The sequence below is a fragment of the Streptomyces sp. NPDC107581 genome (assembly GCF_055657175.1).
In genome coordinates, this window is record NZ_JBVKBH010000003.1 from 682570 (window position 1) to 705700 (window position 23131).

The window sequence follows — 23131 nt, forward strand, 5'->3', positions numbered from 1 at the left end:
CACCGGGGCGTCCCCGCCTCGGGCCGTCCCGCACCGGACCGTCCCGCACCGGGACGTCCTGCATCGGGCCGTCCCGCACCGGGGCTGCCGACGGGTCTTGATCGGGTCATCTCTTGGGTCTTAGGGGAGTCAATTCCATGTACGACTACGACCTCCTGGTCGTGGGTTCGGCCAATGCCGACCTGGTGATCGGCGTCGAGCGGCGGCCGGCCGCCGGCGAGACCGTGCTCGGCGGAGACCTCGGCGTCCACCCGGGCGGCAAGGGCGCGAACCAGGCGGTCGCGGCCGCCCGGCTCGGGGCGGGTACGGCGCTGCTGGCCCGGGTCGGTGACGACGCGCACGGCCGCCTGCTCCTCGACTCGTTGCGGGCGGCCGGGGTGGACACGGTGGGCGTGCTGGTGGGCGGGGCGCCGACGGGCGTCGCGCTCATCACCGTCGACCCCTGCGGGGACAACAGCATCGTGGTGTCCCCCGGTGCCAACGCCCGGCTGACGCCCGCGGACGTCCGGGCCGGCGTCAGCCTCTTCCTCGCCTCGCGGGTGGTGTCGGCGCAGCTGGAGATCCCGCTGGAGACCGTCGTGGAGGTCGTGCGCAACCTCGCGGAGGACAGCCGGTTCGTGCTGAACCCGTCCCCGCCGCGACCGCTGCCCACCGAGGTGCTGGCGGCCTGCGACCCGCTGATCGTCAACGAGCACGAGGCCCGGGTGATCCTCGGCGACGCCTGCGTGAGCGAGGAACCGGACGACTGGGCGCGGCTGCTGCTGGCCAAGGGCCCGCGCTCGGTGGTGGTGACGCTGGGCTCTCAGGGGGCGCTGGTGTGCGAGGCCTCCGGCGTGACACGGGTCCCGTCGGTGACGGTGGACGCGGTGGACACCACGGGCGCGGGCGACGCGTTCACGGCCGCCCTGGCCTGGAAGCTGGGTTCGGGCTCCGGCCTGGCCGAGGCGGCGGCCTACGCGGCCCGCGTCGGCGCGGCCGCGGTGACCAAGCGGGGGGCGCAGGAGTCGTACCCGTCGCCGCACGAGGTCGAGGCTCTGTGAAGAGGGCGGGCATCCTCAACCGTCATCTCTCCGGTGCGCTCGCCGAGCTGGGGCACGGCGACGGGGTGCTGGTGTGCGACGCTGGCATGCCGATACCGGACGGGCCGCGGGTGGTGGACCTGGCCTTCCGCGCCGGTGTCCCGTCCTTCGCGGAGGTCCTGGACGGGCTGCTGGCCGAACTGGTGGTGGAGGGGGCCACGGCGGCGGCGGAGGTGCGGGGCGCGAATCCGGCGGCGAGCGGGCTCCTGGACGCCCTCTTCCCGGAGCTGGCCCTGGTCCCGCACGACCGGCTGAAGGAGCTGTCGGCGGGTGCGCGGCTGGTGGTGCGGACGGGGGAGGCCCGGCCGTACGCGAACGTACTGCTGCGGTGCGGGGTGTTCTTCTGACCCGCGCCGCGCGCCGTGCCGCCCCCGTACCCGGTGTTCCGAACCGCGTGCTTGCCCCCCGTACCGGGTGTTCCGAGCCGCGCGCTTGCCCCCCGTACCGGGTGTTCCGAACCGCGCGCTTGCCCGCCCGTGCCCGGTGTTTCGCACCCGGTGCTCCACACCCCGCGGGTCCGCACCCCTCGAACCGTCCGTGCCTCATCCGGCGACGTGCGTCACGAACCGCTGTGCCGTCTCCGCCAGCACCTCCCGCCCGTCGCGGGCCCACAGTCCCTCGTTGAACAGCTCGACCTCGATCGGCCCGGTGTAGCCGGCCGCCTCGACGTACCCCTTCCACTCCCGCATGTCGATCGAGCCGTCCCCGATCTGGCCGCGGCCGTCGAGGACGCCCTCGGGCAGCGGGGTGGTCCAGTCGGCGAGCTGGAAGGTGTGGATGCGGCCCGCCGCACCCGCGCGGGCGATCTGCGCGGGGGCCCGGTCGTCCCACCAGACGTGGTACGTGTCCACGGCCACGCCCACCTGGTGCGCGGGGAAGCGCTCGGCGAGGTCCAGGGCCTGGGCGAGGGTGGAGACCACACAGCGGTCGGACGCGTACATGGGGTGCAGGGGCTCGACGGCCAGGCGCACACCGTGCTCCTCGGCGTACGGGGCGAGTTCCGCGAGCGCGTCCGCGATGCGCTCGCGGGCCGCCCCCAGGTCCTTGGAGCCGGGCGGCAGGCCGCCGGCGACCAGGACCAGGGTGTCCGTGCCGAGGGCGGCCGCCTCCTCGACCGCGCGGCGGTTGTCGGCCAGCGCCGCCGCCCGCTCCGCGGAGCCGGCCGCCGTGAAGAAGCCGCCGCGGCACAGGGTCGTCACGGTCAGGCCCGCCTCGCGCACCAGCCCGGCGGTGGCCTCCACGCCGTACGACCGGACCGGCCCGCGCCACAGGCCCACCGCGGGCACGCCCAACTGCACGCAGGCGGCGACCAGTTCGGGCAGTGACAGCTGCCTGACCGTCATCTGGTTGATGGAGAGGCGTTCGAGTCCGGTGCTCACTGGTCCACCCCGTACAGCGACAGCAGGTTCTTCATGCGTTCCTCGGCCAGTTTCGGGTCCGGGAACAGGCCGAGGCCGTCGGCGAGCTCGTAGGCGCGCACGAAGTGCGGCAGGGAGCGGGCCGACTGGAGACCGCCGATCATCGTGAAGTGGCTCTGGTGGCCCGCGAGCCAGGCCAGGAAGACCACGCCGGTCTTGTAGAAGCGGGTGGGGGCCCGGAAGAGATGGCGGGACAGTTCGACCGTCGGGTCCAGCAGCCGGCGGAAGCCGTCCGTGTCACCGGTGTCCAGGACCCGTAGCGCCCGGGCCGCCAGGGGGCCCAGCGGGTCGAAGATGCCGAGCAGGGCGTGGCTGAAGCCCTTCTCGTCGCCCGCGATCAGCTCGGGATAGTGGAAGTCGTCGCCCGTGTAGCAGCGCACGCCCCGCGGGAGGCGGCGGCGCAGGCCGATCTCGCGCTGCGCGTCCAGGAGCGAGACCTTGACGCCGTCGACCTTGTCCGGGTGCGCGGCGATGACCTGCAGGAAGGTGTCCGTGGCCGCGTCCGGGTCCGACGAACCCCAGTAGCCCTCCAGCGCCGGGTCGAACATCGGGCCCAGCCAGTGCAGGATCACCGGCTCGGCGGTCTGGCGCAGCAGTTGGCCGTAGGTCTCCAGGTAGTCCTCGGGGCCCCGCGCCGCACGGGCGAGCGCGCGCGAGGCCATCAGGACGGCCCGGGCCCCTGCCCCCTCGACGACCGCGAGCTGTTCCTCGTAGGCCGCCCGCACGCCGACGAGAATCCCGGTGGCGGTCCGGCCGGTGCCGATCCCGTCGGTGGCGGTCCGGGCGGTGCCGATCCCGTCGGTAGCGGTCCGGGCGGTGCCGATCCCGTCGGTGGCGATCTGGTCGGTGCCGGCGCCGCAGACGATACGGCCGCCCACGCTGCGGGCCTCGGCCGCAGACCGGCGGATCAGCTCCGCCGCGCCCGCCCAGTCCAGGCCCGTCCCGCGCTGGGCGGTGTCCATCGCCTCGGCGACGCCGAGCCCGTGGGACCACAGATGGCGGCGGAAGGCGAGGGTGGCGTCCCAGTCGACGGCGGCGGGCGCGTCGGGGGCGGTGTCGGCGAGCGGGTCGGCCACGACGTGCGCCGCCGAGAAGACCGTACGGGAGGTGAAGGGGGTGGCGGGGGTGGCGGGGGTGGCGGCGAGCGGTTCGGTGCGGGGCTCGTAGGTCCGCACACCGCCGCCCGGGACGGGAAGCCGGACGGTCACAGCGCGACCTCCGGTACGTCGAGACGGCGGCCCTCCGCCGAGGACTTCAGGCCAAGCTCGGCGAGCTGGACGCCACGGGCGCCGGCCAGCAGGTCCCAGCGGTACGGCGCATCGGCGTAGACGTGCCTCAGGAACAGCTCCCACTGGGCCTTGAAGCCGTTGTCGAACTCCTGGTTGTCCGGGACCTCCTGCCACTGGTCGCGAAAGACCTCGGTGGCGGGGACGTCCGGGTCCCAGACCGGCTTGGGGGTGGCGCCGCGGTGCTGGACCCGGCAGTTGCGCAGGCCGGCGACGGCGGATCCCTCGGTGCCGTCCACCTGGAACTCCACCAGTTCGTCGCGGTGGACGCGCACCGCCCAGGAGGAGTTGATCTGGGCGACGGCGCCGCCTTCGAGTTCGAAGACGCCGTAGGCGGCGTCGTCCGCCGTCGCGTCGTAGGGCTTGCCGTGCTCGTCCCAGCGCTGCGGGACGTGGGTGGTGGCCAGGGCCTGGACGGAGGTGACCCGGCCGAACAGTTCGTGGAGCACGTACTCCCAGTGCGGGAACATGTCGACGACGATGCCGCCGCCGTCCTCGGCGCGGTAGTTCCACGAGGGGCGCTGGGCGGGCTGCCAGTCGCCCTCGAAGACCCAGTAGCCGAACTCGCCCCGGACGGACAGGACCCGGCCGAAGAAGCCGCCGTCGACCAGCCGCTTCAGCTTGCGGAGGCCGGGCAGGAAGATCTTGTCCTGGACGACGCCGTGCCTGATGCCCTTCGCCTGGGCCAGACGGGCGAGTCCGAGGGCGCCCGCCAGCCCGGTGGCCGTGGGTTTCTCGGTGTAGATGTGCTTGCCGGCCGCGATCGCCTTCCTGATCGACTCCTCGCGGGCCGAGGTGACCTGGGAGTCGAAGTAGATGTCGACGTCCGGGTCGGCGAGGACGGCGTCCACATCGGTGCCGACGTGCTCCAGGCCGTGCCGGCCGGCGATCTCCCTGAGGGCGTGCTCCCGGCGGCCGAGCAGGATCGGCTCGGGCCACAGCACGGTGCCGTCGCCGAGGTCGAGGCCGCCCTGCTCGCGCAGGGCGAGGATCGACCGGACGAGGTGCTGGCGGTAGCCCATGCGCCCGGTCACGCCGTTCATGGCGATCCGCACCGTCTTGCGTGTCACGTCAGTCCCCTTCGGCTCGTGCCCAACTCGCGCAGCAAGCGCTTTCTACCTCTGAGAAGCTAGCGTCTGACCGAGGAGTGCGACAAGGTCTGGTCCCCCGGAATTGTTCGAGGGGGCGAACAAACCGGGTGGTTGGCCTTATGGTCTGCTCGGCGCCGGACGGAACCGCGACCCTGCCCGGCCTGTCTACGAGGACGTACGAGCACCGATGCACGACCAGAAGCGCGACCGGAGGACGACTAGATGACGGTGACCCTTGCGGATGTGGCGGCCCGTGCACGAGTCTCCCCGGCGACGGTGTCGCGCGTGCTGAACGGCAACTACCCGGTGGCGGCCTCCACGCGCGAACGGGTGCTGCGGGCGGTGGACGAGCTGGACTACGTCCTCAACGGCCCGGCCAGTGCCCTCGCCGCGGCCACCTCCGACCTCGTCGGCATCCTCGTCAACGACATCGCCGACCCCTTCTTCGGGATCATGGCGAGCGCGATCCAGGCCGAGATAGGGGGCCCGGGCGGCCGGGCGGGCGGCGAACGCCTGGCGGTCGTGTGCAACACGGGCGGGTCGCCGGAGCGCGAGCTGACGTATCTCACCCTCCTGCAGCGGCAGCGGGCCGCCGCCGTGGTGCTGACCGGCGGGGCCGTGGAGAGCGCGCCGCACGCGGCGGCGGTCGCGGCGAAGCTGCGCAGGCTGGCCGGCGCCGGGACCCGGGTGGTGCTGTGCGGGCGGCCGCCGGCGGCGGACACCGAGGCCATCGCCCTGACCTTCGACAACCGCGGCGGTGCCCGTGCGCTGACGGAGCACCTCCTCGGCCTCGGCCACCGCCGCCTCGGCTACATCGCCGGGCCCGAGGAGCGCACGACGACCCGGCACCGCCTGGAGGGGCACCGCGCCGCGCTCCGGGCGGCCGGCATCGAGGAGGACCCGGGCTGGACGGTGCACGGCCGCTACGACCGCCGGTCCGGCTACGAGGCGACGCTGGAGCTGGTGCGCCGGGATCCGTCCCTGACGGCGATCGTGGCCGCGAACGACTCCGTCGCCCTCGGCGCCTGCGCCGCCCTGCGCGAGTCCGGCCGGCGCATCCCCGAGGACGTCTCGGTGGCGGGCTTCGACGACCTGCCCTTCAGCGTCGACGCGGTGCCCTCCCTGACGACGGTGCGCCTGCCGCTGTCGGAGGCGGGCGCCCGCGCCGGACGCATCGCGATGGGCCGCGAGGAACCGCCGCCCGGGAGGATCGCCTCGGTGCGCGGGGAACTGATGGTCCGCGGGTCCACGGGGGTGCCGCGGGGGTGACCTCGGGGCCGCGGGGCCATGGGGGTGCCGCGGGGGGTGACCCCAGGGCCGCGGGCCCACGGGAGTGCCGCGAGGGTGACCCCAGGTCCGCCCGCCCAGGCCCCGCCCGGCGGAGCGTGCCCCCTCACGACTCCGGCACACGCACTCCCCCACGACCTCGTGGACGTGGGTGGCGCCCCTGGCCCCCGGCCGCGCCGGCACGTCCGCCGCCGTTCCGCGGCCAAGGGGCACCGCCAGCCCTCCAGCCCCGCCGGCATCGACCGCCGCCGCTCCGCGACGCAGGGGTGCCCCCGGCCGCGCCGACGTCGCCCCCCGATGTTCCGCGACGCGGAGCCACTCCCGGCCACCGGCCGCGCCGACGTCGGCCGCCGCCGTCTAGACGTGCGGGCGGTGTCCCCGCTCCTGGTGCGGGAAGGTCTGGTCCGCGCCCGGCAGCGTCGGCTTCGGCAGGGTCGCCACCTCCTCCTTCGCCCGCTCCAGCTGCTCCGCCGTGTCGTGCGGCAGCCGGGGCGGCCGCGGCCGGGTGTCGGAGAAGCGGAACGCGCTGGTGAAGTCGCCGAAGGTGGTGCGCCGCCAGTCGCTGACGTTCGGCTCCTCGACCCCCGTGAAGCTCTCCAGGAACTGCAGGGCCGAGGTGTGGTCGAAGGTCTCCGAGGCGACCCAGCCACCCACGGTCCAGGGCGAGATGATGATCGCCGGGACCCGGAAGCCACCGCCGATCGGGAGGCCGCCGACGAACTCGTCCGCGGTTCCGGCGGGTGGTGTCGGCGGGGCCACATGGTCGAACAGGCCGTCGTTCTCGTCGTAGTTGAGGATGAAGGCCGTCTTCCGCCACACCTTCGGGTTGGCCGCGATCGCCTCGATCTTCGAGGCCACGAAGTCGGCCCCGGCAGCGGGCAGGTAGTCGGGGTGCTCGGACTGGTAGCTCGTCGGCATGATCCACGACACGGCCGGCAGCCGGTCGTTGCGGGCGTCGTCCTCGAAGGTGCCCTCGGGCTGCGGGCGCACACCCCGCTCATAGAGGTCGGAGCCCGGCCGGGCGTTCCTGAAGGCGGCGAACTGCTCCAGCATGTTGCAGCCGTAGTCGTCGTCCTGCTGGTACACCTTCCAGCTGACCCCGGCCGCCTGGAGCCGCTCGGCGTACGTCGTCCAGCGGTACGGCGTCGGCGCCACGTTGCTGGTGATCGGGCCGCCCAGGGTGCCGCCCGGGTCGATCGAACCGGTCATCCACATCAGCCGGTTGGGCCAGGTGGGGCCGAAGACCGAGCAGAAGTAGTGGTCGCAGACGGTGAAGGTCTCGGCGAGCGCGAACTGGAACGGGATGTCCTCGCGCGTGTAGTAGCCCATCACGTACGGGCCGTTGACGCCGTCGGCCTTGCGGTGGGCCGGCAGCCACTGGTCCATCTTGCCGCCGTTCCAGGCCTGGTGCTGCACGGACCAGGCGTGGCTGGTGGAGGGGATGGCCTGTGCGCTGGACCGGTGCGTGTCGAGGTGGAAGGGGAGGAGGTATCCCCTGGGGTTCTGGGCGTCCGGCTGGTAGAAGACGCTGCGCCCGCTGTCGAGCGTGAGGGCGTCGGGGTCGGCGAAGCCGCGCACGCCGGACAGCGTGCCGAAGTAGTGGTCGAACGAGCGGTTCTCCTGCATCAGCAGGACGACGTGCTCGATGTCGCGCAGTGAACGATGCCTGGGCGGCTCGGCGGCGACCGCCTTCTGGACGCTCGGCGGGAGGAGGGAGAGGGCCGTCGCGCCACCCAGCGCGGCGGCCGAACCCAGGAGTCTACGGCGCGTCAACTCGGCCATGTTTGCCCCTTCTTGAGCATGCTCGCGGAGTGGACCGCGGCCACTCTGCGCCCGGGCGGCAGCCGGCATCAGGGGGCGGACGGTGAACATGTGGGCAACGTGCGGCATGAGCTTGGCCAAGCCGTGACCGTCGCGGCCGGCCCGTTGCCCGCGCGTTGCCGTGTCTTCACGCGGGCCCGGGCCGCGGCGTACGCTCGAAAGGACACCTCTGACCGGGTCAGACATCCGGAGGCGATCATGACCGTCCACGACGTCCGCGCCTTCAACCGCTTCTACGCCGGCGTCATCGGCGCCCTCGACCACGGCCGCCACCTGTACGCGCCGTACACCCTCACCGAGGCCCGTGTGCTCTACGAGCTCGCGCACGCCCCGCAGCTGGACGCGGCCGATCTGCGCGGCCTGCTGGCGCTGGACGCCGGCTATCTGAGCCGCATCCTGAACAGGTTCGAGGAGGCGGGGCTGGTCGAGCGCGGGCCGTCCGCGGCGGACCCGCGGCGCAGGAGCGTCACGCTCACCGCGCGCGGACGCGAGGCCGCCGGGCTGCTGGACGAGCGGGCACGGAAGACGGTCGGGGCGCTGCTGGACACCGTGGCCCCGCAGGACCGGCCGCGGCTGGCGGAGGCCATGCGGACCATCCGGGGCATCCTCGGGGACGAGCGGGCGCCGGGTGACGGGGAGGTCGTCCTGCGTGCGCCCGGGCCCGGCGACCTCGGCTGGATCGTGCAGCGCAACGCCGCCCTGTACGCGGCCGAGCACGGCTGGAACGCCGACTACGAGGGCCTGGTGGCACGCATCGTCGCCGACTTCGCCGAGGACCACGACCCGCATCTGGAGCGGGTGTGGATCGCGGAGTCGGACGGGCGGCCGGTGGGGTGTGTGATGTGCGTGCGGGACGACGTGCCCGGCACCGCGCGACTGCGCCTGCTGCTGGTGGAGCCCGAGGCGCGCGGGCGGGGCGTCGGCGACCGGCTGGTGCGGGCCGTGGTCGACTTCGCGCGCGGGGTCGGCTACCGCGACCTGGTGCTGTGGACCAACGACGTGCTCGGCAGCGCCCGTCACCTCTACCGGCGCCACGGCTTCGGCCTCGTCGCCGAGAAGCCGCACCGCTCCTTCGGCAAGGATCTGATCGGCCAGGACTGGCGATTGGATCTGCACCGATCGGGCGCGTGACGAGTAGGGTCCGGAACATGAAGCTGGCCTTCTCCACTCTCGGTGTCCCCGGCCTGCCCGTCCCCGAGGTCCTGGCCCTGGCGACCGCGCACGGCTACCACGGCGTCGAACTGCGCGCGCATCCCGAGGAGCCCGTGCACCCGGGCCTCGCTCCTGCCGCGCGGGCCGAGACGGCCGCGCTGTTCAAGGCGGCCGGGATCGACGTCCTGGGTCTCGCCGGATACGCGCGCGTCGCCTCGCCCGGCGACGACGCGCCCGTCCTGGAGGAGATCCGTGTGCTCCTCCAGCTGGCCCATGACCTGGGTGCCCCGTTCGTCCGGGTCTTCCCCGGCGCCGACCCGGACCGCCCCCGCGAGGAGTCCGACGCGGTCGCCGCCCGGCGGCTGGGCGCCGCCGCCGAGGACGCCTCCGCGCTCGGCGTGCGGATCCTGCTGGAGACCCATGACTCGCACCGCACCGGCGCCGACGCGATCCGCGTCCTCGGTCCGGTCGGCCACCGGCAGGTGGGCGCGCTGTGGGACGTGATGCACACCTGGCTGGGCGGCGAGCAGCCCTCGGACAGCTATGCGGCCCTCGCCCCGCACCTCGGCTACGTCCAGGTCAAGGACATCGCCTCGGCCGAGGACACCGCCCCGCTCCCGCTCGGCGCGGGTGTCCTCCCGCTCACCGAGTGCGTGGACGTCCTGTGCCGGAACGGCTGGGACGGCTGGCTGTGCTGGGAGTACGAGAAGCGCTGGTACGAGTCGGCGCCCCCGCTTCCGGGCCTGCTGACCGCGGGCCGGGACCATCTCGTCCGGCTGCTGGGCGAGGCGGCCTGACCGCCGGCCCGGTGTCCGTCGCCTCCCCGAGGTGGCGGACCGGGTCCCGGCGGGTGCGGACGGAGCGGCGGATCAGCGGGTGGTGTATCCGCCGTTGACGAGCAGGGTCTGACCGTTGGCCCACCAGCCGTCGGTGAGCAGGTGGCGCACCCAGAGGGCCGCGAGGGCGGACCGGTGAAGGGCGCGGAGCGGTATCGGGGCCGCGCAGCGGCAACTGCGGCCGGGGCAGCAGCGACTGCGACCGACAGCGGCAACTGCGCGGGCCGGGGCGGCCGGCAGCGGGCAGAGTGACCGGCCGCGGCTGAGGGGCCCTTACAGCCGGCGGAGTGACCGGCTGCGGCCGCGGGTCCCTCACAGCCGGCGGGCGCAGCCCACCGGATCGTTTCCGCCCAGGCGGACGAACAGGGCCGTCGAGGCGGGGCAGAGGTCGCGGTCGGTGACCGCCTTCGTGACCCGGTACTGGGGCGCGCGGCGGCCGGAGCCGTCGCAGGCGGTCTCGCGTACCTGGCCGTCGCCCGAGGCGTAGACGCAGTCGCCGGGGATCGTGCGCGGGCCGCCGCCTCCTCCGGGGTCACCGGGGTGCGGGGGCTCCAGGTTACGCATGCAGGCGTAGCCCTGGGAGATCGCGCCGTCGCCGTCCTCGTCGCCCTGGGGGCGCTGTTCGCTGATGTGCAGGACGAAGTCGGCGCGCGGCGGGCACAGGGGGCCGTCGGCGGCCGCACCGTCGTAGCGGGCGACGACCCGGGCCGCGGCCCGCTCGCTCGCGCAGGGCACCTCGGTGAAGCTGGTGGTGCCGAAGGAGCTGCACTCGCCGACCGCGAAGAACTGGGCGCCGTAGCCGGACGGGCGCGCGGAGGTGGGCCGGGCGTTGCCCACCGGGGCGTCCGCCGGGCCCTGGCAGCCGGCGAGACAGCCGGTGAGCAGGGCCGCCAGTGCGGCCAGGGCAAGAGCGGGGGCGTCCGGCAGCAGCCGGCCCGTCACCCCCACGGCACCTTTCCCGCGCATCGCATTCCCCCTGGACGCCCCCGCCCAGCGTGGCCCCCGGCCACGGGGACACGCCAGACATCCGGGAGGCTTTCCGCCCTTTGGGTGCAATGCGCCCGGTGCGTTGCGTACGTCTAGTACGTCAGCCCGTGGCCGATGGGGTACAGCACCTGCGCCGGATCGTCCGCCCGCTGCACCGGCACCGGCAGCCGGCCGCGCGGGGCCACCCGGCCGGCGATGACCCGCGCGGCGGCACGCACTTCGACGTCGGTCCAGGAGTAGCAGGCGAGGTACCCCTTGACGGCCGGGAACCGGGCGACGTCGTACGGATTCCGGAGGGCGAGGGCCACCACCGGCCTCCCGGTGGCGAGCAGCCGGTCCACCAGGGTCCGCTGACTGCTGTCCGCGTCCACGTTGTACGTCCCGACGACCACCGCGTCGGCGTCCTGGGCGGCCGTCTCCGCCTTGGCGATGGTGTCCGCCGAGGGTGCGGTGCCGGTGGGCAGCGCGGTGGCGGTGAAGCCCAGTTGGGTGAGGGCGGCGGCGAGGACGCCGGTGGGCGGGCCGGTGGTGCCGGACGGGGACGCCGGGTCGGCGCCGACGACCAGGATCCGGGATGCGGTGCGGTGGTCGAGCGGGAGGATGCCGTCCTCGTTGACCAGCAGGGTCGTGGTCCGCTCGGCGATCCGGTCGGCGGTGGCCAGATGGGACTTGGTGCCCACCGCCCGTTCGACGTCGGCCCGGGTGACGTGGGCGCGGTCGAGGAGACCGATCCGGGCCTTCAGCCGCAGGATCCGCAGGATCGATTCATCCAGGCGGGCCTCGGTCAGCTCGCCGACCTGCACGGCCTGCAGGACCGCGCGCCACGCCACGTCGAGCGAGGGCGGGTTGAGCAGCTGGTCGACACCGGCCTTCAGGGCCAGCACCGGAACCCGGTTGTCGCCGTACTTGGTGCGTACGCCCTCCATGCCGAGGGAGTCGGTGACCACCACCCCGTCGTAGCCGAGTTCGCCGCGCAGGATGCCGGTGAGGATCGGTTGGGAGAGGGTGGCCGGGTCGCCGGAGTCGTCGAGGGCCGGGAACTGGATGTGGGCGGTCATGATCGAGTCGATGCCCGCATCGACCGCGGCCCGGAAGGGCACCGCGTCCAGCTTCTCCCACAGCTCCCGGCTGTGGGTGATGACGGGGAAGCCGGTGTGGCTGTCGACGGCGGTGTCGCCGTGCCCCGGGAAGTGCTTGGCGGTGGCCGCGACCCGGGCGGCCTGGTAGCCCTGCACCTCGGCCGCGACCAGGCCCGCCACCGCGTCCGGGTCGGCCCCGAAGGACCGTACGCCGATGACGGGGTTGGCCGGGTTCACGTTCACGTCGGCATCCGGCGCGTAGTCCTGGTTGATGCCCATCGCGCGCAGTTCGGCCCCGGAGATGCGGCCGAGGGTGCGGGCGTCGGACCGGGAGCGGCCCGCCCCGATGGCCATCGCGCCCGGGAACAGCGTGGCCGGCTTGCCCACCCTGCACACCGCGCCGTGCTCCTGGTCGGTGGTGATGAGCACGGGCAGGCCGCGGGGCTGTTCCAGGGAGGCCTGCTGGATGCCGTTGGACAGGTCGGCGATCTGGTGGGGGTCGCGGGTGTTGTGGGCCCAGGTGAAGTAGATGATGCCGCCGACCCGGTACTTCGCGATCAGCTCGGCGGCCGTGCGGACCCCGATCTCCTTGAGGTTGGCGTCGATGTCGGCCTGGTCGGGGGCGGTGGCGGAGTGGCCGTAGACCCGCATCACGAAGAGCTGGCCGACCTTCTCCTCCAGCGTCATGCGGGAGATGTGGGCGCGGAGCCTGCGGTCGTCCGGGACGGCGGCGTGGGCGGCGGTGGCCGGTACGGTCAGCGCCGCGGTGAGGCCCGCGGTGGCGGTGAGGACGGTCCGTCTGGACGGCCGTGCGGTGTTTCCCGTGCTTCCCGTGCTGTTGTCGTACACGTGCGCTCCTTCCAGAGGAGAACCGCTGAAGGAAACTTCCGAGGAGTCACCAATATCCGGGAAGTTTCTTTCCGTCAAGACAATGCACAGTAAGCCAGGACGGGGCCGCCACCGGCGCTTGGGAGGGGGGCGCGCCGGTGGCGGTGGGCTGTCGGGCGTGATGCGGCGGAGAGGGTGCGTCGGCGGTTCGCGGCCTGTGGCGAGGGCCGACACCGCACCACGGACTCGTCCGGCAGCCTGAGCGTTGGACGGACGAGGGCGCCGCCGGGTTCCCGTGTCGAGGGGCGTGCGCAGCCCCTCGGGCCCGGCGCAGGCCGGCCCGGCCCGGACGGAAGTCGCCCACCCGGAGGATGTCGAGCCGCTCCAGCCTGCCCATGACGGACTCGGACCGCCTGCCCTTCCCCGCTGCCGCACCCCCACGCGAGCCGTCTCCGTCCTCGCAGCCGGGGCGGGGGCGGAGCGGTTCACCGAGGTGACCTGGATGCAGGGCAGCAAGGACGCGATGACCTCGCGGTTCGCGGTGCTGACAGTGCGGCCCGCGGGCAAGAAGTTTCTGGCCGCAGCCCAGGAGGCGGGGGCGGTCGCGACCGGTGGGACGGGGTCCTGCCCGTCCAGCACTCCTCGTCGAACGGCCGGACGGCCAGGACACTCCGACGGTCTACTGGATATCGAACCTGTCCGCCACCGCACCGGCCCCTGGCCCGGTGCGGTGGGTCGGGATGCGCCGGGCTGGACCGCTACCCGCACCGCCTGCGGACGCCCCCTGCCCCGCCCTCGGAGCATCCGCAGACAGCCCAGAACCCGACGAAGCACCACCAGGGCTGCGGGGGGACCGGCGCCCTGCCGCCTCGATGTCACAGTTCGTCGTGCACGACCGAATTCGAGCAGGTGTGAAGTGCCTTCAGTCCGGCTCCCGCACCGGAGCGGTCCTTCGCCCTCACCATCCTTCTTTCGCACAGGTGAAGCTCGTACGACATCGCCTTCAGGTCGGCGAGCCGGATGACCGGAGACGAGGCGAGGTTGGCACGCCCGTGCCGAGCCGTCGCGACCGCGCTGAAGTAGCTGAAGTCGTTCGCCTTGAACAGATTTCCGCAGTAGGCGTGAAGATAGGTGAGGCTGTTGTGGACCGGGGTCCGTCCGGCTGCGCTGATGTTGTAGGTGTGAATCCCGGTCTGCCGCTTGTGCGGCCCTTTCTCTCCGTCCTGTTCGGTGGCCGAGTATTCCGCCAGGAAATGGTCGGTGCAGGACTGCAGGGACTGCAGTTCGCCCGCGATTGCATCTACGTCTTCCACGTAGACGTTGCCGATGAACCGGTTGTTTCCCACGAACATCGCATCGCCCCGGATAATGATCTTGTCCGCGATGAGCGCGTTGCCCTCCCAGATCCCGCCGCGGATGTAGAGAGTTCCGCCGGTGACCCGGATGTCGTTGCCGAGGAATCTTGCGTGCCTCGTGAGCACGTCCCCGGTCGCGTTGTAGGCCGCCCGTGCGACCCCGCAGAACGGGATCTCGTCGGGGCCGACCTCGATGTGATCGGCGGTGATGCAGTTGCCGATGAAGAACGCCGATCCGCTGGGAGCGCCCGGATTGGGTCCGGACGGACCCTCTCCGGGATCGCCGGCCCGACTCGCCCCCTTCGGTGGAGCGCCGTGTCGGTGAGGATCAGGGCGACGGGTCGGCGCAGGAGCCGGTGCGGAGCGGAGCGGAGCGGAGCGGGAATACGCGACACCTCGGCGTGCGGGACCACCAGCCCCGAGGCCGAGGCCCCCTCGCCGCCGCAGCTCCGCCGGCCGGCCCTGCGGCGGGGGCCGGCCGGGCGGGGGCTACGGGCGCAGCGCCGGCTCGTGTTCCATGTCCCGTGCGTCCAGTCCTGCGTCGTAGCGGGCCAGCGGCTTCGCCGCGGACGGGTCGGCCTCGACCGCGGCCGGGGCGACCCCGGCCCACTCCAGGATCCGGGCCGTGGCCAGCGCCTTCTGCCCGGGTTCCAGGCCCGCCACGTTCGCCCCGTGGTTCATGCCGGGGGCCGTGAAGACGTAGGAGTCACGGGCACCCGCGCCCGGCCGGAAACGCTCCGAGCCCCAGGGGTCGTTCTGGCCGTACACGAAGAGCATGTGCCGCGCGCGGTGGCGGACCCAGGTGTCCACGTCCCGCATCGCGCCCGGCCGGAAGCGCATCGGGATGGAGCGGGGCACGAAATTGCGCGGGGGCTGGTAGCCGTAGCGGATCAACTTCCGTTCGACGGACGGGAAATGGATCGTGGGGGCGCCCAGCTGGGTGCCCGCCTGGTAGTAGTACGGCGTGTACGGATCCAGGCCCTGGTCGGTGTAGGCGGAGAACCCGGAGATGGTGTCGACCGAGTCCCAGATCGCCTGGTCCGTGGCGTGCGCGGCGTCGGCCGGGACGGAGTCGCAGTCCTTCAGCAGGCTGTACTGCCAAAAGCCCCAGACGTAGTCGAGGACGACCGCTTCGTAGGCCTTGTCCAGGGTGCCGACGGTGGAGAAGGTGTAGCCGTTGTCGGCGGCGTACTCGGCGTACTTGCGCTCCAGCGGCTCACGGCGCACCAGCGCCTCCCGCTGCACGGCGGTCAGCCGGTCGCGGCACTCCTTGGTGCCGACCGTGGCGAAGAAGCGGTCGTAGGCCGAGTCCTCGTCGTTCACGACGTCGTTGGGGGCGACGTAGGCGATGACGCCGTTCATGTCGTGCGGGTAGAAGCGCTCGTAGTAGGTGGCGGTCATGCCGCCCTTGGAGCCGCCGGTGGCCAGCCAGTCGGCGGAGTAGAGCGGCTTCAGCGCCTCGTAGACCCGGTGCTGATCGGCGGCCGCCTGCCGGATGTCCAGCTTGGACCAGTCGGCCGGGTCGGGGCGGGAGGGCGTGAAGAAGCGGTACTCCAGGGAGACCTGGTTGCCGTCCACGATCCGGGTGGGCTCGCTGCGGGACGGGTTCGTGGAGACGTTGTAGCCGCTGGTGTAGAAGACCGTCGGGCGGCTGGTGTCCTTGTGCAGCACGGTGATCCGCTGCTGGAAGGTGCCCCGGTCCGGATGGCGGTGGTCGATCGGCTGGGTGTAGTTCAGGACGAAGTACCGGTAGCCGGGGTACGGCTTCTCCTGCAGAAGGCTCATGCCGGGTATGGCCAGGAGCCGGTCCTTGATGTCGGTGTGCCCCGGCGGTGCGGACTGTGCGGCGGTGGCCGCGCCCGCCGTGCTCAGCGTGCCGATGAACACGGCGAGCGCCAGCAGCCATCTGAGCGCCTTGCGCATGCGCACTCTCCCCTGTGAGACAGATGTGCGCCGGAAGCTATCCGAGCAACTGCTGTCACGCCAGGGGGGATTGGAAGGTTGGCGCAGTCAGCACAGGATCCAGCCGGAACTCCTCGATTCGCCGGCCACCGAGCCCTTCACCCACACACAGCGGTGTCCGGCGTGGACCGTCACCGGGCCGGCCAGTTGCCGGTACTTGCCCTGGTCCGTGACCGGCCGGTTCCCGCGGGCCTGCACGCTGACCGACATCAGGCGCTTCGTCCCGGACTTCCGGGCGACGGTGACGGCGCAGATGTAGCCGTCCTGCCGGTAGACGTGCACGGTGCCGGTGCTGAACGGCAGGGTCCGCACCTCGCGCCCCGCGCAGCCGCCGGCGGTCGCCGCCTGGGCGCTGCCGGGCACCGCAAGAGCGAGCGCACCGGACGCCGCCAGCACGGCCGCGCCGAGCGCCAGACGCCGGCGTATCGCACCACTGTCCACTGTCGTCCTCCCCGTACCACCGTCGTGCATGACCGATGACCGTACTGATGTACGGACGCACGACATGTGTCGGATGGTTGCACGGCCGTCAGCGGGACGCGCTGCCGGGCCTGCCGCACCGCCCGCGTGAGGACCCCCCGCCCGCACGCGGACCTGCCGCCTTCACCCCGACCCGCCGCCCTCACGCGGACCTGCCGCCTTCACCCCGACCCGCCGCTTTCACCCGGACCCGCCGACCTCATGAGGACACGCCGACCGGTTCCTCCGGTTCGGACTGGCCGACGAAGGTCCGCCACAGCTCGGCGTAGCGGCCGTTGCGGGCCAGGAGTTCCTCGTGGGTGCCGTCCTCCGCCACCCGCCCGTGGTCCATCACCACCACCCGGTCCGCGCGGGCGGCCGTGGTCAGCCGGTGGGCGACGATCAAGGTGGTGCGCCCGTAGGCGCCCGGCGCGGGGTCGCCGTCGGGCGCCCGGTGGGCCGTACGACGGCCCGCCAGGCGGTCGGTGGCCTGGTTGACCTGGGCCTCCGTGGCCAGGTCCAGGGCGGCCGTGGCCTCGTCGAGCAGAAGGACGTCGGGGTCGACCAGTTCGGCGCGGGCGAGTGCGATCAGCTGGCGCTGGCCGGCCGAGAGGTTGCGGCCGCGCTCGGCGACCTCGTGCAGGTAGCCGCCGTCGAGCATGGCGATCATCTCGTGGGCGCCGACCGCCCGCGCCGCTGCCTCGACTTCGGCGTCGGTGGCGTCGGGGCGGCCGTAGGCGATGGCGTCACGGACGGTGCCCTGGAAGAGGTACGACTCCTGCGGGACGACACCGAGGCGGTGGCGGTACGAGGTCAGGTCCAGGCTGCGCAGGTCCGCGCCGTCGGCCGTGACCCGCCCCGCGGTGGGGTCGTAGAAGCGGGCCACCAGCTTGACGAGGGTCGACTTTCCGGCGCCCGTCTCACCGACGAAGGCCACCGTCTGCCCGGCCGGGATCCTCAGGTCGATGCCGGTCAGGGCCTCTTCCTCGCCGCCGTACGCGAAGTGCACGCCCTCGAAGGCGATGTCGCCGCGCAGCGAGAGGACGTCGAGGGGCTCGTCGGCGGACTTCGTGGAGGTCGGCTCGCGCAGCAGTTCCTGGATGCGGCCCAGCGAGACCGTGGCCTGCTGGTAGCCGTCGAAGACCTGGGACAGCTGCTGGACCGGGGCGAAGAACAGGTCGATGTAGAGGAGGTAGGCGACCAGCGCGCCCGTGGTCAGTGTGGCCGCCTCCACCCGGCCGGCGCCCGCGACGAGGACGGCGGCCGCGGCGACCGAGGACAGCAGCTGGACGAACGGGAAGTACACGGATATCAGCCACTGGCCGCGGATGCGGGCCGCGCGGTAGCTGTCGCTGCGCTCGGCGAACCGCCGCCCGCCGTCCCGCTCGCGCCGGAACGCCTGCACGATCCTGAGCCCGGCCACCGTCTCCTGGAGGTCGGCGTTCACCGACGACACCCGCTCACGGGCCAGTTCGTACGCCTTCACACTGGCCCGGCGGAAGAAGAAGGTGGCGACGATCAGCGGGGGCAGGGTGGCGAAGACGATCAGGGCGAGCCGGATGTCGATCACCAGCAGGACGACCATGATGCCGAAGAAGGTGACGACCGAGACGAACGCCGTGACCAGTCCGGTCTGCAGGAAGGTGGACAGGGCGTCGACGTCCGTCGTCATCCGCGTCATGATCCGGCCGGTCAGCTCGCGCTCGTAGTAGTCGAGGCCGAGCCGCTGGAGCTGGGCGAAGATCTTCAGCCGCAGCGCGTACAGCACGCGCTCGCCGGTCCGGCCGGTCATCCGGGTCTCGGCGATCTGCGCGGCCCACTGGACCAGCACGGTGAGCAGGCCGAGCAGGGAGGCCGCCCACACCGCGCCGAGGGCCGCCCTGGTGACGCCCTGGTCGATGCCGTGCCGGATCAGCACCGGCAGCAGCAGCCCGGCGCCCGCGTCCACGGCGACCAGCAGCAGGCTGACGAGCAGGGGCAGCCCGAAGCCGCGCAGCAGGCGGCGCAGGCCATAGGAGTCCTCGGGGCGGACCGCGCGGGCCTCGTCTATGCCGGGGGTGTCGGTGGCCGGGGGCAGCGCCTCCACCAGAGCGAGGAGTTCGGGGGTGGCCGGGGTGCCGGAGAGCGCCGTGTCCCTGGCGTTCCCGGGCTCACGGTCACCGGTCCACAGCCGCGGGGTGACACCGCGCTCGGCGTCGAACTCGGCGTCCAGCTCGTCGCGGACGGAGGTGTCCTCCTGCGGCTGGGCCGGACGGGCGTGGCCCGGGGAGACCCCGCCCAGCTCGTCCGGGTCGGTGAGCAGACGGCGGTAGAGGGCCGAGCGCTCCTGGAGTTCCTCGTGGGTGCCGAGGTCGGCGAGCCGGCCGCCGTCCAGGACGGCGATCCGGTCGGCGAGGTTGAGGGTGGAGCGCCGGTGGGCGATGAGGAGGGTGGTCCGGCCCTCCATGACGTGCTTGAGCGCCTCGTGGATCTCGTGCTCCACGCGGGCGTCCACGGCCGAGGTCGCGTCGTCCAGGACCAGCAGGCGCGGGTCGGTGAGCAGGGCGCGGGCGAGGGCGATGCGCTGGCGCTGGCCGCCGGAGAGGGTCAGGCCCTGTTCACCGACCGTGGTGTCGTAGCCCGCGGGCAGCTCGGCGATGAAACGATCCGCCTGGGCGGCGCGGGCGGCGGCCTCGATCTCCTCCTGGGTGGCGTCCGGGCGGCCGTAGGCGATGTTGCTGCGGACGGTGTCGGAGAAGAGGAACGAGTCCTCGGGGACCAGTCCGATCGCGGCCCGCAGCGAGTCCAGGGTCAGCTCGCGCACATCACGGCCGCCGATCAGGACGGCACCGTGGGTGACGTCGTAGAAGCGCGGCAGGAGCAGGGAGAGGGTGGACTTGCCGGAGCCGGAGGAACCGACGACGGCGAGGGTCTCGCCCGGCCGGATCTCGAAGCTGAGCCCTTCGAGGACCGGGACGGTCCGGCCGGAGGCGCCCTCGTACCCGAAGGACACGTCGTCGAACTCGACGGAGGCGGGCGCGTCGGCGGGCAGGGTCCTCGTGCCGTCCTTCATCGCCGGCTCGGTGTCGATCAGCTCCAGGACGCGCTCGGTGCCGGCGCGGGCCTGCTGTCCGACCGTGAGCACCATGGCCAGCATGCGGACCGGCCCGACCAGCTGGGCGAGGTAGGTGGAGAAGGCGACGAAGGTGCCGAGGGTGATGTGCCCGCGCACGGCGAGCCAGCCGCCGAGCGCCAGCATGGCGACCTGGCCGAGGGCCGGGACGGCCTGGAGGGCGGGGGTGAACCTGCTGTTCAGCCGTATGGTGCGCAGCCGTCCCGCGAAGAGCCGGCGGCCGACCTCCCTGAGCTTGCCGGTCTCCTGCTCCTCCTGTCCGAAGCCCTTCACCACGCGGACGCCGCTCACGGCGCCGTCGACCACGCCCGCGACGGCGGCGGCCTGGGCCTGTGCGTACCAGGTGGCGGGGTGCAGCTTGCTGCGGCTGCGCTTGGCTATCCAGCCGAGGGCCGGGGCGACGGCCAGGGCGACCAGGGTCAGCGGCAGCGACAGCCACGCCATGATCACCAGGGACATCAGGAAGAGCAGGACGTTCCCGATGGTCATCGGGAGCATGAAGAGCAGGCCCTGGATCAGCTGGAGGTCGCTGGTGGCACGGCCCACGACCTGGCCGGTGGACAGCTCGTCCTGGCGGCGGCCGTCGAGGCGGGTGATCGTGCCGTACATCTCGGTCCGCAGGTCGTGCTGGACGTCCAGGGCGAGACGGCCGCCGTAGTAGCGGCGGATGTAGGTGGAGACATAGACGAGGAGGGCCGCGCCGATCAGGGCGCCGGCCCAGGGGGTCATGGCGCGGCTGTGGGCGCTGATCACGTCGTCGATGATCACCTTGGTGATCAGCGGGACGACGGCCATGACCGCCATTCCGGCCAGGGACGAACCGAGAGCCAGGACGACGTCCTTCGGATACCGCCAGGCGTAGCCCGCCAGCCGTCGTGCCCATCCCCGTTGCGCTGCCACGCCGGTGCCCTCCGTCAGTCCTGCTCTGGACATGCTCTGCCGGAAGGCACCAACGCCGGCGGGAGCGGATTTCATCCCGCCGCAACACAACGGAAGCGGACGTCGGAGGCGGACGTCGGACGCACATCTCGGACACGGACGTCGGAAACGCACGTCAGACGCAGACATCAGACGCAGACGTCAGACACGGACGTCAGACACGCGCGTCAGACACGGACCTCAGACGCCGGCGTCAGACGCGCACGCGCAAGTAGTAGAAGCGGGTCGTCTGCGCCGGGTTCTGGTTGTCGTCGCTGACCAGCAGGACCTTCAGACGGCCGGTGCGGTCGCGCCCCGTGATCGTCATGCCCTCGATGTTGTCCAGGAGCGGGTTCGGCTGGGGCTGCTTGGCCGTGGCGCCCAGGGAGGGGCAGGCGGCGAGGTCGGCCAGCAGGGTCTTCTTGATCAGCCGCACCCCGCTCTGCCCCGTGAGGTTCTCGACGTGACCGGTGTCGGTCGCGTGGCGGGGGTCGGCCAGGTAGAGACGGACCGTGTTGCCGACCCCGGCGGTGAAGCCGCGCTCCAGGACGAGCAGGCGCCCGTCGGGCGTGGCCTGGACCTCGGAGACGCCGAGGAGGGCGTCGGCACGGTAGCCGTACTGGGCGGCGAGCCGGAAGTGGCCGCCCCTGGTCCGGGTCCAGGTCTGGAAGCGGTCGATGTCCGGGGCGTCGCCGGAGATCGGGGCCTCCATGGACGCGAGCAGGGTGCGGCCGCCGGGCAGCAGGGTCAGGCCCTCGAAGGTCAGGTTGGCCGTGGCGCGGCCCGCCGGGGCGACCTGGAGGGAGGACGGGACCGGGAGGCGGTCGAGGATCTTCCCGTCCCGGGAGTAGCGGCGCACGGACGGCTCGGTCTCGGAGGTGATCAGACGGGTGCCGTCCCGGTCGATGACCAGCCCCTCGGAATCGAGGTCGGCGCCCTTCTCGTCGGCGAGGTGGACGACCGAGACCGGCTGGAGGGTCCTGCGGTCCAGGCTGAAGAGGGACGAGCGGTCCTCCAGCGCGGCCGGCGAGCCGTCGCGGTCCACGGCGAGCGCGGAGAAGTTGCCGACGAAAGTGCCCTGGTACGTCGTCTTGTCGAGCGCGTCGGAGAAGCGGTCGATCGAGACGGTGGGCGAACAGGCGTTGCGGACCGGGGAGTTGGCGGTGGCGGGCCCGGCGGCGGCCAGACAGGTGGCCGCCGCCAGGCCGGCGGTCAGGGTGGCGAGTACGGTTCTCAGGCGCATGGGCGTCACCGTAAAGCGGTCCGGTGACAGGCGGGAGACCTCCTCGTGAAGCGTCAGCCCTGCGGCGGCACCGCCACGAACGCCTCGCTGGGCCTGCTGGTCGGGGTGTAGCGCGCGACGGCGGACGTCGTCGGGACCAGGTCCTTGTGAATGGCCTTGGCGACGTTCTGGATGGTGGTGACGCCGTAGTCCATGGTGCTGTTGTCCTGCGTCAGCACGCTGATCATGTAGTCGTGGCCGCCGCCGTTGAAGGTGCCCAGGCTGTGCACCCGCCAGCCGTGCGTGGAGCGCTGGAGCCAGCCGTTCTTGACGTGCACCGCGACCGAGGAGGGCGCCCCGGCGGGCGTGCCCCAGCGCTGCGACGAGATGACCTTGCCCATCAACTTCATGATGTAGGAACGGGCGTTGTCGCTCAGCACGCTGTTCTTGGCGGTGACGAGCTTGAGCAGCTTCTGCTCGTCGGTGACGTTGATCTGGGTCAGACCCCAGTAACCGTCGGCGCCCGGCGTGGTCTTCGTCATGCCGGCGGCGGACAGGAAGCCCTTCACCTTCGTCAGGCCCAGCTGCTTCCACAGCTTGCTGGTCGCGTCGTTGTCCGACTGCGTGATCATCGCCGTGGCGAGCTTGTCCTCGGTGGAGGTCAGGTACCGGTTGTGCTTCTTCGCGTCCCACAGCAGCGTGGCGAGGACGGTGACCTTCACCGTGCTGGCCGAGTCGTAGGAGCTGGTGGCGCGCAGCGAGCAGGTGGTGCTGGTGCTGCGGTCGTACAGGCCGACCGCGACCGTGCCCTTGCGGTTCGCGAGCGCCGCCGTGATGTCCTTCTGCAGCTTGGCCGCCAGGCCCGCCTTGCCCGAAGTGCAGCTGACGGTCGGCGCCGCCGCGGCGGCCGGAGAGGCGGCGGCCACGGCGGGTATGAGGACCCCGGCGCCGAGAGCCGCGGCCAGCACCCTGGCACGCCGGGATATCCGGTGAGTCATGGAAGGTTCCCCCTTGAAGGTCGTATGGCGTCACCCGGACGCCGTCGGGCGCACCCCGGCGCCTTCTGAAGTGACGCGCCAGGGCGGCCGAGAGTTGTACGCATGTTCGCAGGGCGGCAGTTCGGGGGAACGAGAGGGGTGGCACGGCTCGCGGCAGCCCCGCCGACATTCCGCCGCATACCGGAACGCCTGCCGCCTCCTCCGGTGCTACTAGTTAACTCACACCGGTGATGTCGATCTT

17 protein-coding genes are annotated in these 23131 nt (G+C 72.6%); 5 read left to right on the top strand and 12 right to left on the bottom strand.

Going from position 1 to position 23131, the window contains the following annotated elements:
- Positions 1–137: 137 nt before the first annotated feature.
- A complete protein-coding gene (locus ACZ7P3_RS09745) occupies positions 138–1040 on the top strand; it encodes a ribokinase (protein WP_472080230.1) in 903 nt (300 codons plus the stop codon).
- Positions 1037–1426: a D-ribose pyranase gene (gene rbsD / locus ACZ7P3_RS09750; protein WP_472080231.1), complete on the top strand. Its 390-nt coding sequence runs from the start codon at positions 1037–1039 to the stop codon at positions 1424–1426. The genes ACZ7P3_RS09745 and rbsD overlap by 4 nt, the downstream gene beginning before the upstream one ends.
- Positions 1427–1621: 195 nt before the next feature.
- On the opposite strand, the gene ACZ7P3_RS09755 is transcribed toward rbsD, so the two are convergent.
- The 3 genes from ACZ7P3_RS09755 to ACZ7P3_RS09765 are packed head-to-tail and all read right to left on the bottom strand — an operon-like array spanning position 1622 to position 4853.
- Complete coding sequence (locus ACZ7P3_RS09755) at positions 1622–2422, bottom strand: sugar phosphate isomerase/epimerase family protein (RefSeq protein ID WP_472080344.1); 801 nt, start codon at positions 2420–2422, stop codon at positions 1622–1624.
- Positions 2423–2454: 32 nt separating this feature from the next.
- A complete protein-coding gene (locus tag ACZ7P3_RS09760; protein WP_472080232.1) occupies positions 2455–3705 on the bottom strand; it encodes a dihydrodipicolinate synthase family protein in 1251 nt (416 codons plus the stop codon).
- Positions 3702–4853 carry a Gfo/Idh/MocA family protein gene (locus ACZ7P3_RS09765; protein ID WP_472080233.1) on the bottom strand — a complete coding sequence of 384 codons (1152 nt, stop codon included), beginning with the start codon at positions 4851–4853 and terminating at the stop codon, positions 3702–3704. The genes ACZ7P3_RS09760 and ACZ7P3_RS09765 overlap by 4 nt, the downstream gene beginning before the upstream one ends.
- Before the next feature lie 243 nt (positions 4854–5096).
- On the opposite strand from ACZ7P3_RS09765, the gene ACZ7P3_RS09770 reads away from it, so the two are divergent.
- Positions 5097–6143 (top strand): LacI family DNA-binding transcriptional regulator, encoded by a 1047-nt coding sequence (locus ACZ7P3_RS09770; protein ID WP_472080234.1) that lies wholly within the window; start codon positions 5097–5099, stop codon positions 6141–6143.
- 375 nt (positions 6144–6518) lie between these two features.
- Here ACZ7P3_RS09770 and ACZ7P3_RS09775 read toward each other — a convergent pair whose 3' ends face one another.
- Positions 6519–7943, bottom strand: coding sequence for an alkaline phosphatase family protein (locus ACZ7P3_RS09775; protein WP_472080235.1), 1425 nt, complete (start codon positions 7941–7943; stop codon positions 6519–6521).
- 237 nt (positions 7944–8180) lie between these two features.
- Between ACZ7P3_RS09775 and ACZ7P3_RS09780 the strand changes: the two genes are divergently transcribed.
- On the top strand, positions 8181–9113 hold the full coding sequence (locus ACZ7P3_RS09780; RefSeq protein ID WP_472080236.1) for a bifunctional helix-turn-helix transcriptional regulator/GNAT family N-acetyltransferase: 933 nt from the start codon (positions 8181–8183) through the stop codon (positions 9111–9113).
- 17 nt (positions 9114–9130) lie between these two features.
- Positions 9131–9931: a sugar phosphate isomerase/epimerase family protein gene (locus ACZ7P3_RS09785; protein WP_472080237.1), complete on the top strand. Its 801-nt coding sequence runs from the start codon at positions 9131–9133 to the stop codon at positions 9929–9931.
- Between the two features lie 351 nt (positions 9932–10282).
- On the opposite strand, the gene ACZ7P3_RS09790 is transcribed toward ACZ7P3_RS09785, so the two are convergent.
- The 8 genes from ACZ7P3_RS09790 to ACZ7P3_RS09825 form a co-directional block, all read right to left on the bottom strand.
- Positions 10283–10936, bottom strand: coding sequence for a hypothetical protein (locus ACZ7P3_RS09790; RefSeq protein ID WP_472080238.1), 654 nt, complete (start codon positions 10934–10936; stop codon positions 10283–10285).
- 113 nt (positions 10937–11049) lie between these two features.
- Positions 11050–12885 carry a glycoside hydrolase family 3 protein gene (locus ACZ7P3_RS09795; RefSeq protein WP_472080239.1) on the bottom strand — a complete coding sequence of 612 codons (1836 nt, stop codon included), beginning with the start codon at positions 12883–12885 and terminating at the stop codon, positions 11050–11052.
- A gap of 854 nt (positions 12886–13739) precedes the next feature.
- Positions 13740–14345: a hypothetical protein gene (locus ACZ7P3_RS09800; protein WP_472080241.1), complete on the bottom strand. Its 606-nt coding sequence runs from the start codon at positions 14343–14345 to the stop codon at positions 13740–13742.
- Between the two features lie 363 nt (positions 14346–14708).
- Positions 14709–16142 (bottom strand): S28 family serine protease, encoded by a 1434-nt coding sequence (locus ACZ7P3_RS09805; RefSeq protein ID WP_472080243.1) that lies wholly within the window; start codon positions 16140–16142, stop codon positions 14709–14711.
- Between the two features lie 87 nt (positions 16143–16229).
- Complete coding sequence (locus ACZ7P3_RS09810) at positions 16230–16622, bottom strand: hypothetical protein (protein ID WP_472080245.1); 393 nt, start codon at positions 16620–16622, stop codon at positions 16230–16232.
- A gap of 238 nt (positions 16623–16860) precedes the next feature.
- Positions 16861–20652 carry an ABC transporter ATP-binding protein gene (locus ACZ7P3_RS09815; RefSeq protein ID WP_472080247.1) on the bottom strand — a complete coding sequence of 1264 codons (3792 nt, stop codon included), beginning with the start codon at positions 20650–20652 and terminating at the stop codon, positions 16861–16863.
- Positions 20653–20884: 232 nt separating this feature from the next.
- Entirely contained in the window at positions 20885–21913 is a 1029-nt protein-coding gene (locus ACZ7P3_RS09820) for an esterase-like activity of phytase family protein (protein ID WP_472080249.1), read from the bottom strand.
- A gap of 53 nt (positions 21914–21966) precedes the next feature.
- On the bottom strand, positions 21967–22890 hold the full coding sequence (locus ACZ7P3_RS09825) for a serine hydrolase (RefSeq protein ID WP_472080251.1): 924 nt from the start codon (positions 22888–22890) through the stop codon (positions 21967–21969).
- Positions 22891–23131: the final 241 nt, after the last annotated feature.

Coding starts and splice junctions, on each gene's coding strand:
- ACZ7P3_RS09780 (WP_472080236.1), top strand. CDS start 8,181: ATGACCGTCCACGACGTCCGCGCCTTCAACCGCTTCTACGCCGGCGTC.
- ACZ7P3_RS09790 (WP_472080238.1), bottom strand. CDS start 10,936: ATGCGCGGGAAAGGTGCCGTGGGGGTGACGGGCCGGCTGCTGCCGGAC.
- ACZ7P3_RS09775 (WP_472080235.1), bottom strand. CDS start 7,943: ATGGCCGAGTTGACGCGCCGTAGACTCCTGGGTTCGGCCGCCGCGCTG.
- ACZ7P3_RS09820 (WP_472080249.1), bottom strand. CDS start 21,913: ATGCGCCTGAGAACCGTACTCGCCACCCTGACCGCCGGCCTGGCGGCG.
- ACZ7P3_RS09755 (WP_472080344.1), bottom strand. CDS start 2,422: ATGACGGTCAGGCAGCTGTCACTGCCCGAACTGGTCGCCGCCTGCGTG.
- ACZ7P3_RS09785 (WP_472080237.1), top strand. CDS start 9,131: ATGAAGCTGGCCTTCTCCACTCTCGGTGTCCCCGGCCTGCCCGTCCCC.
- ACZ7P3_RS09825 (WP_472080251.1), bottom strand. CDS start 22,890: ATGACTCACCGGATATCCCGGCGTGCCAGGGTGCTGGCCGCGGCTCTC.
- ACZ7P3_RS09745 (WP_472080230.1), top strand. CDS start 138: ATGTACGACTACGACCTCCTGGTCGTGGGTTCGGCCAATGCCGACCTG.
- ACZ7P3_RS09805 (WP_472080243.1), bottom strand. CDS start 16,142: ATGCGCAAGGCGCTCAGATGGCTGCTGGCGCTCGCCGTGTTCATCGGC.
- ACZ7P3_RS09770 (WP_472080234.1), top strand. CDS start 5,097: ATGACGGTGACCCTTGCGGATGTGGCGGCCCGTGCACGAGTCTCCCCG.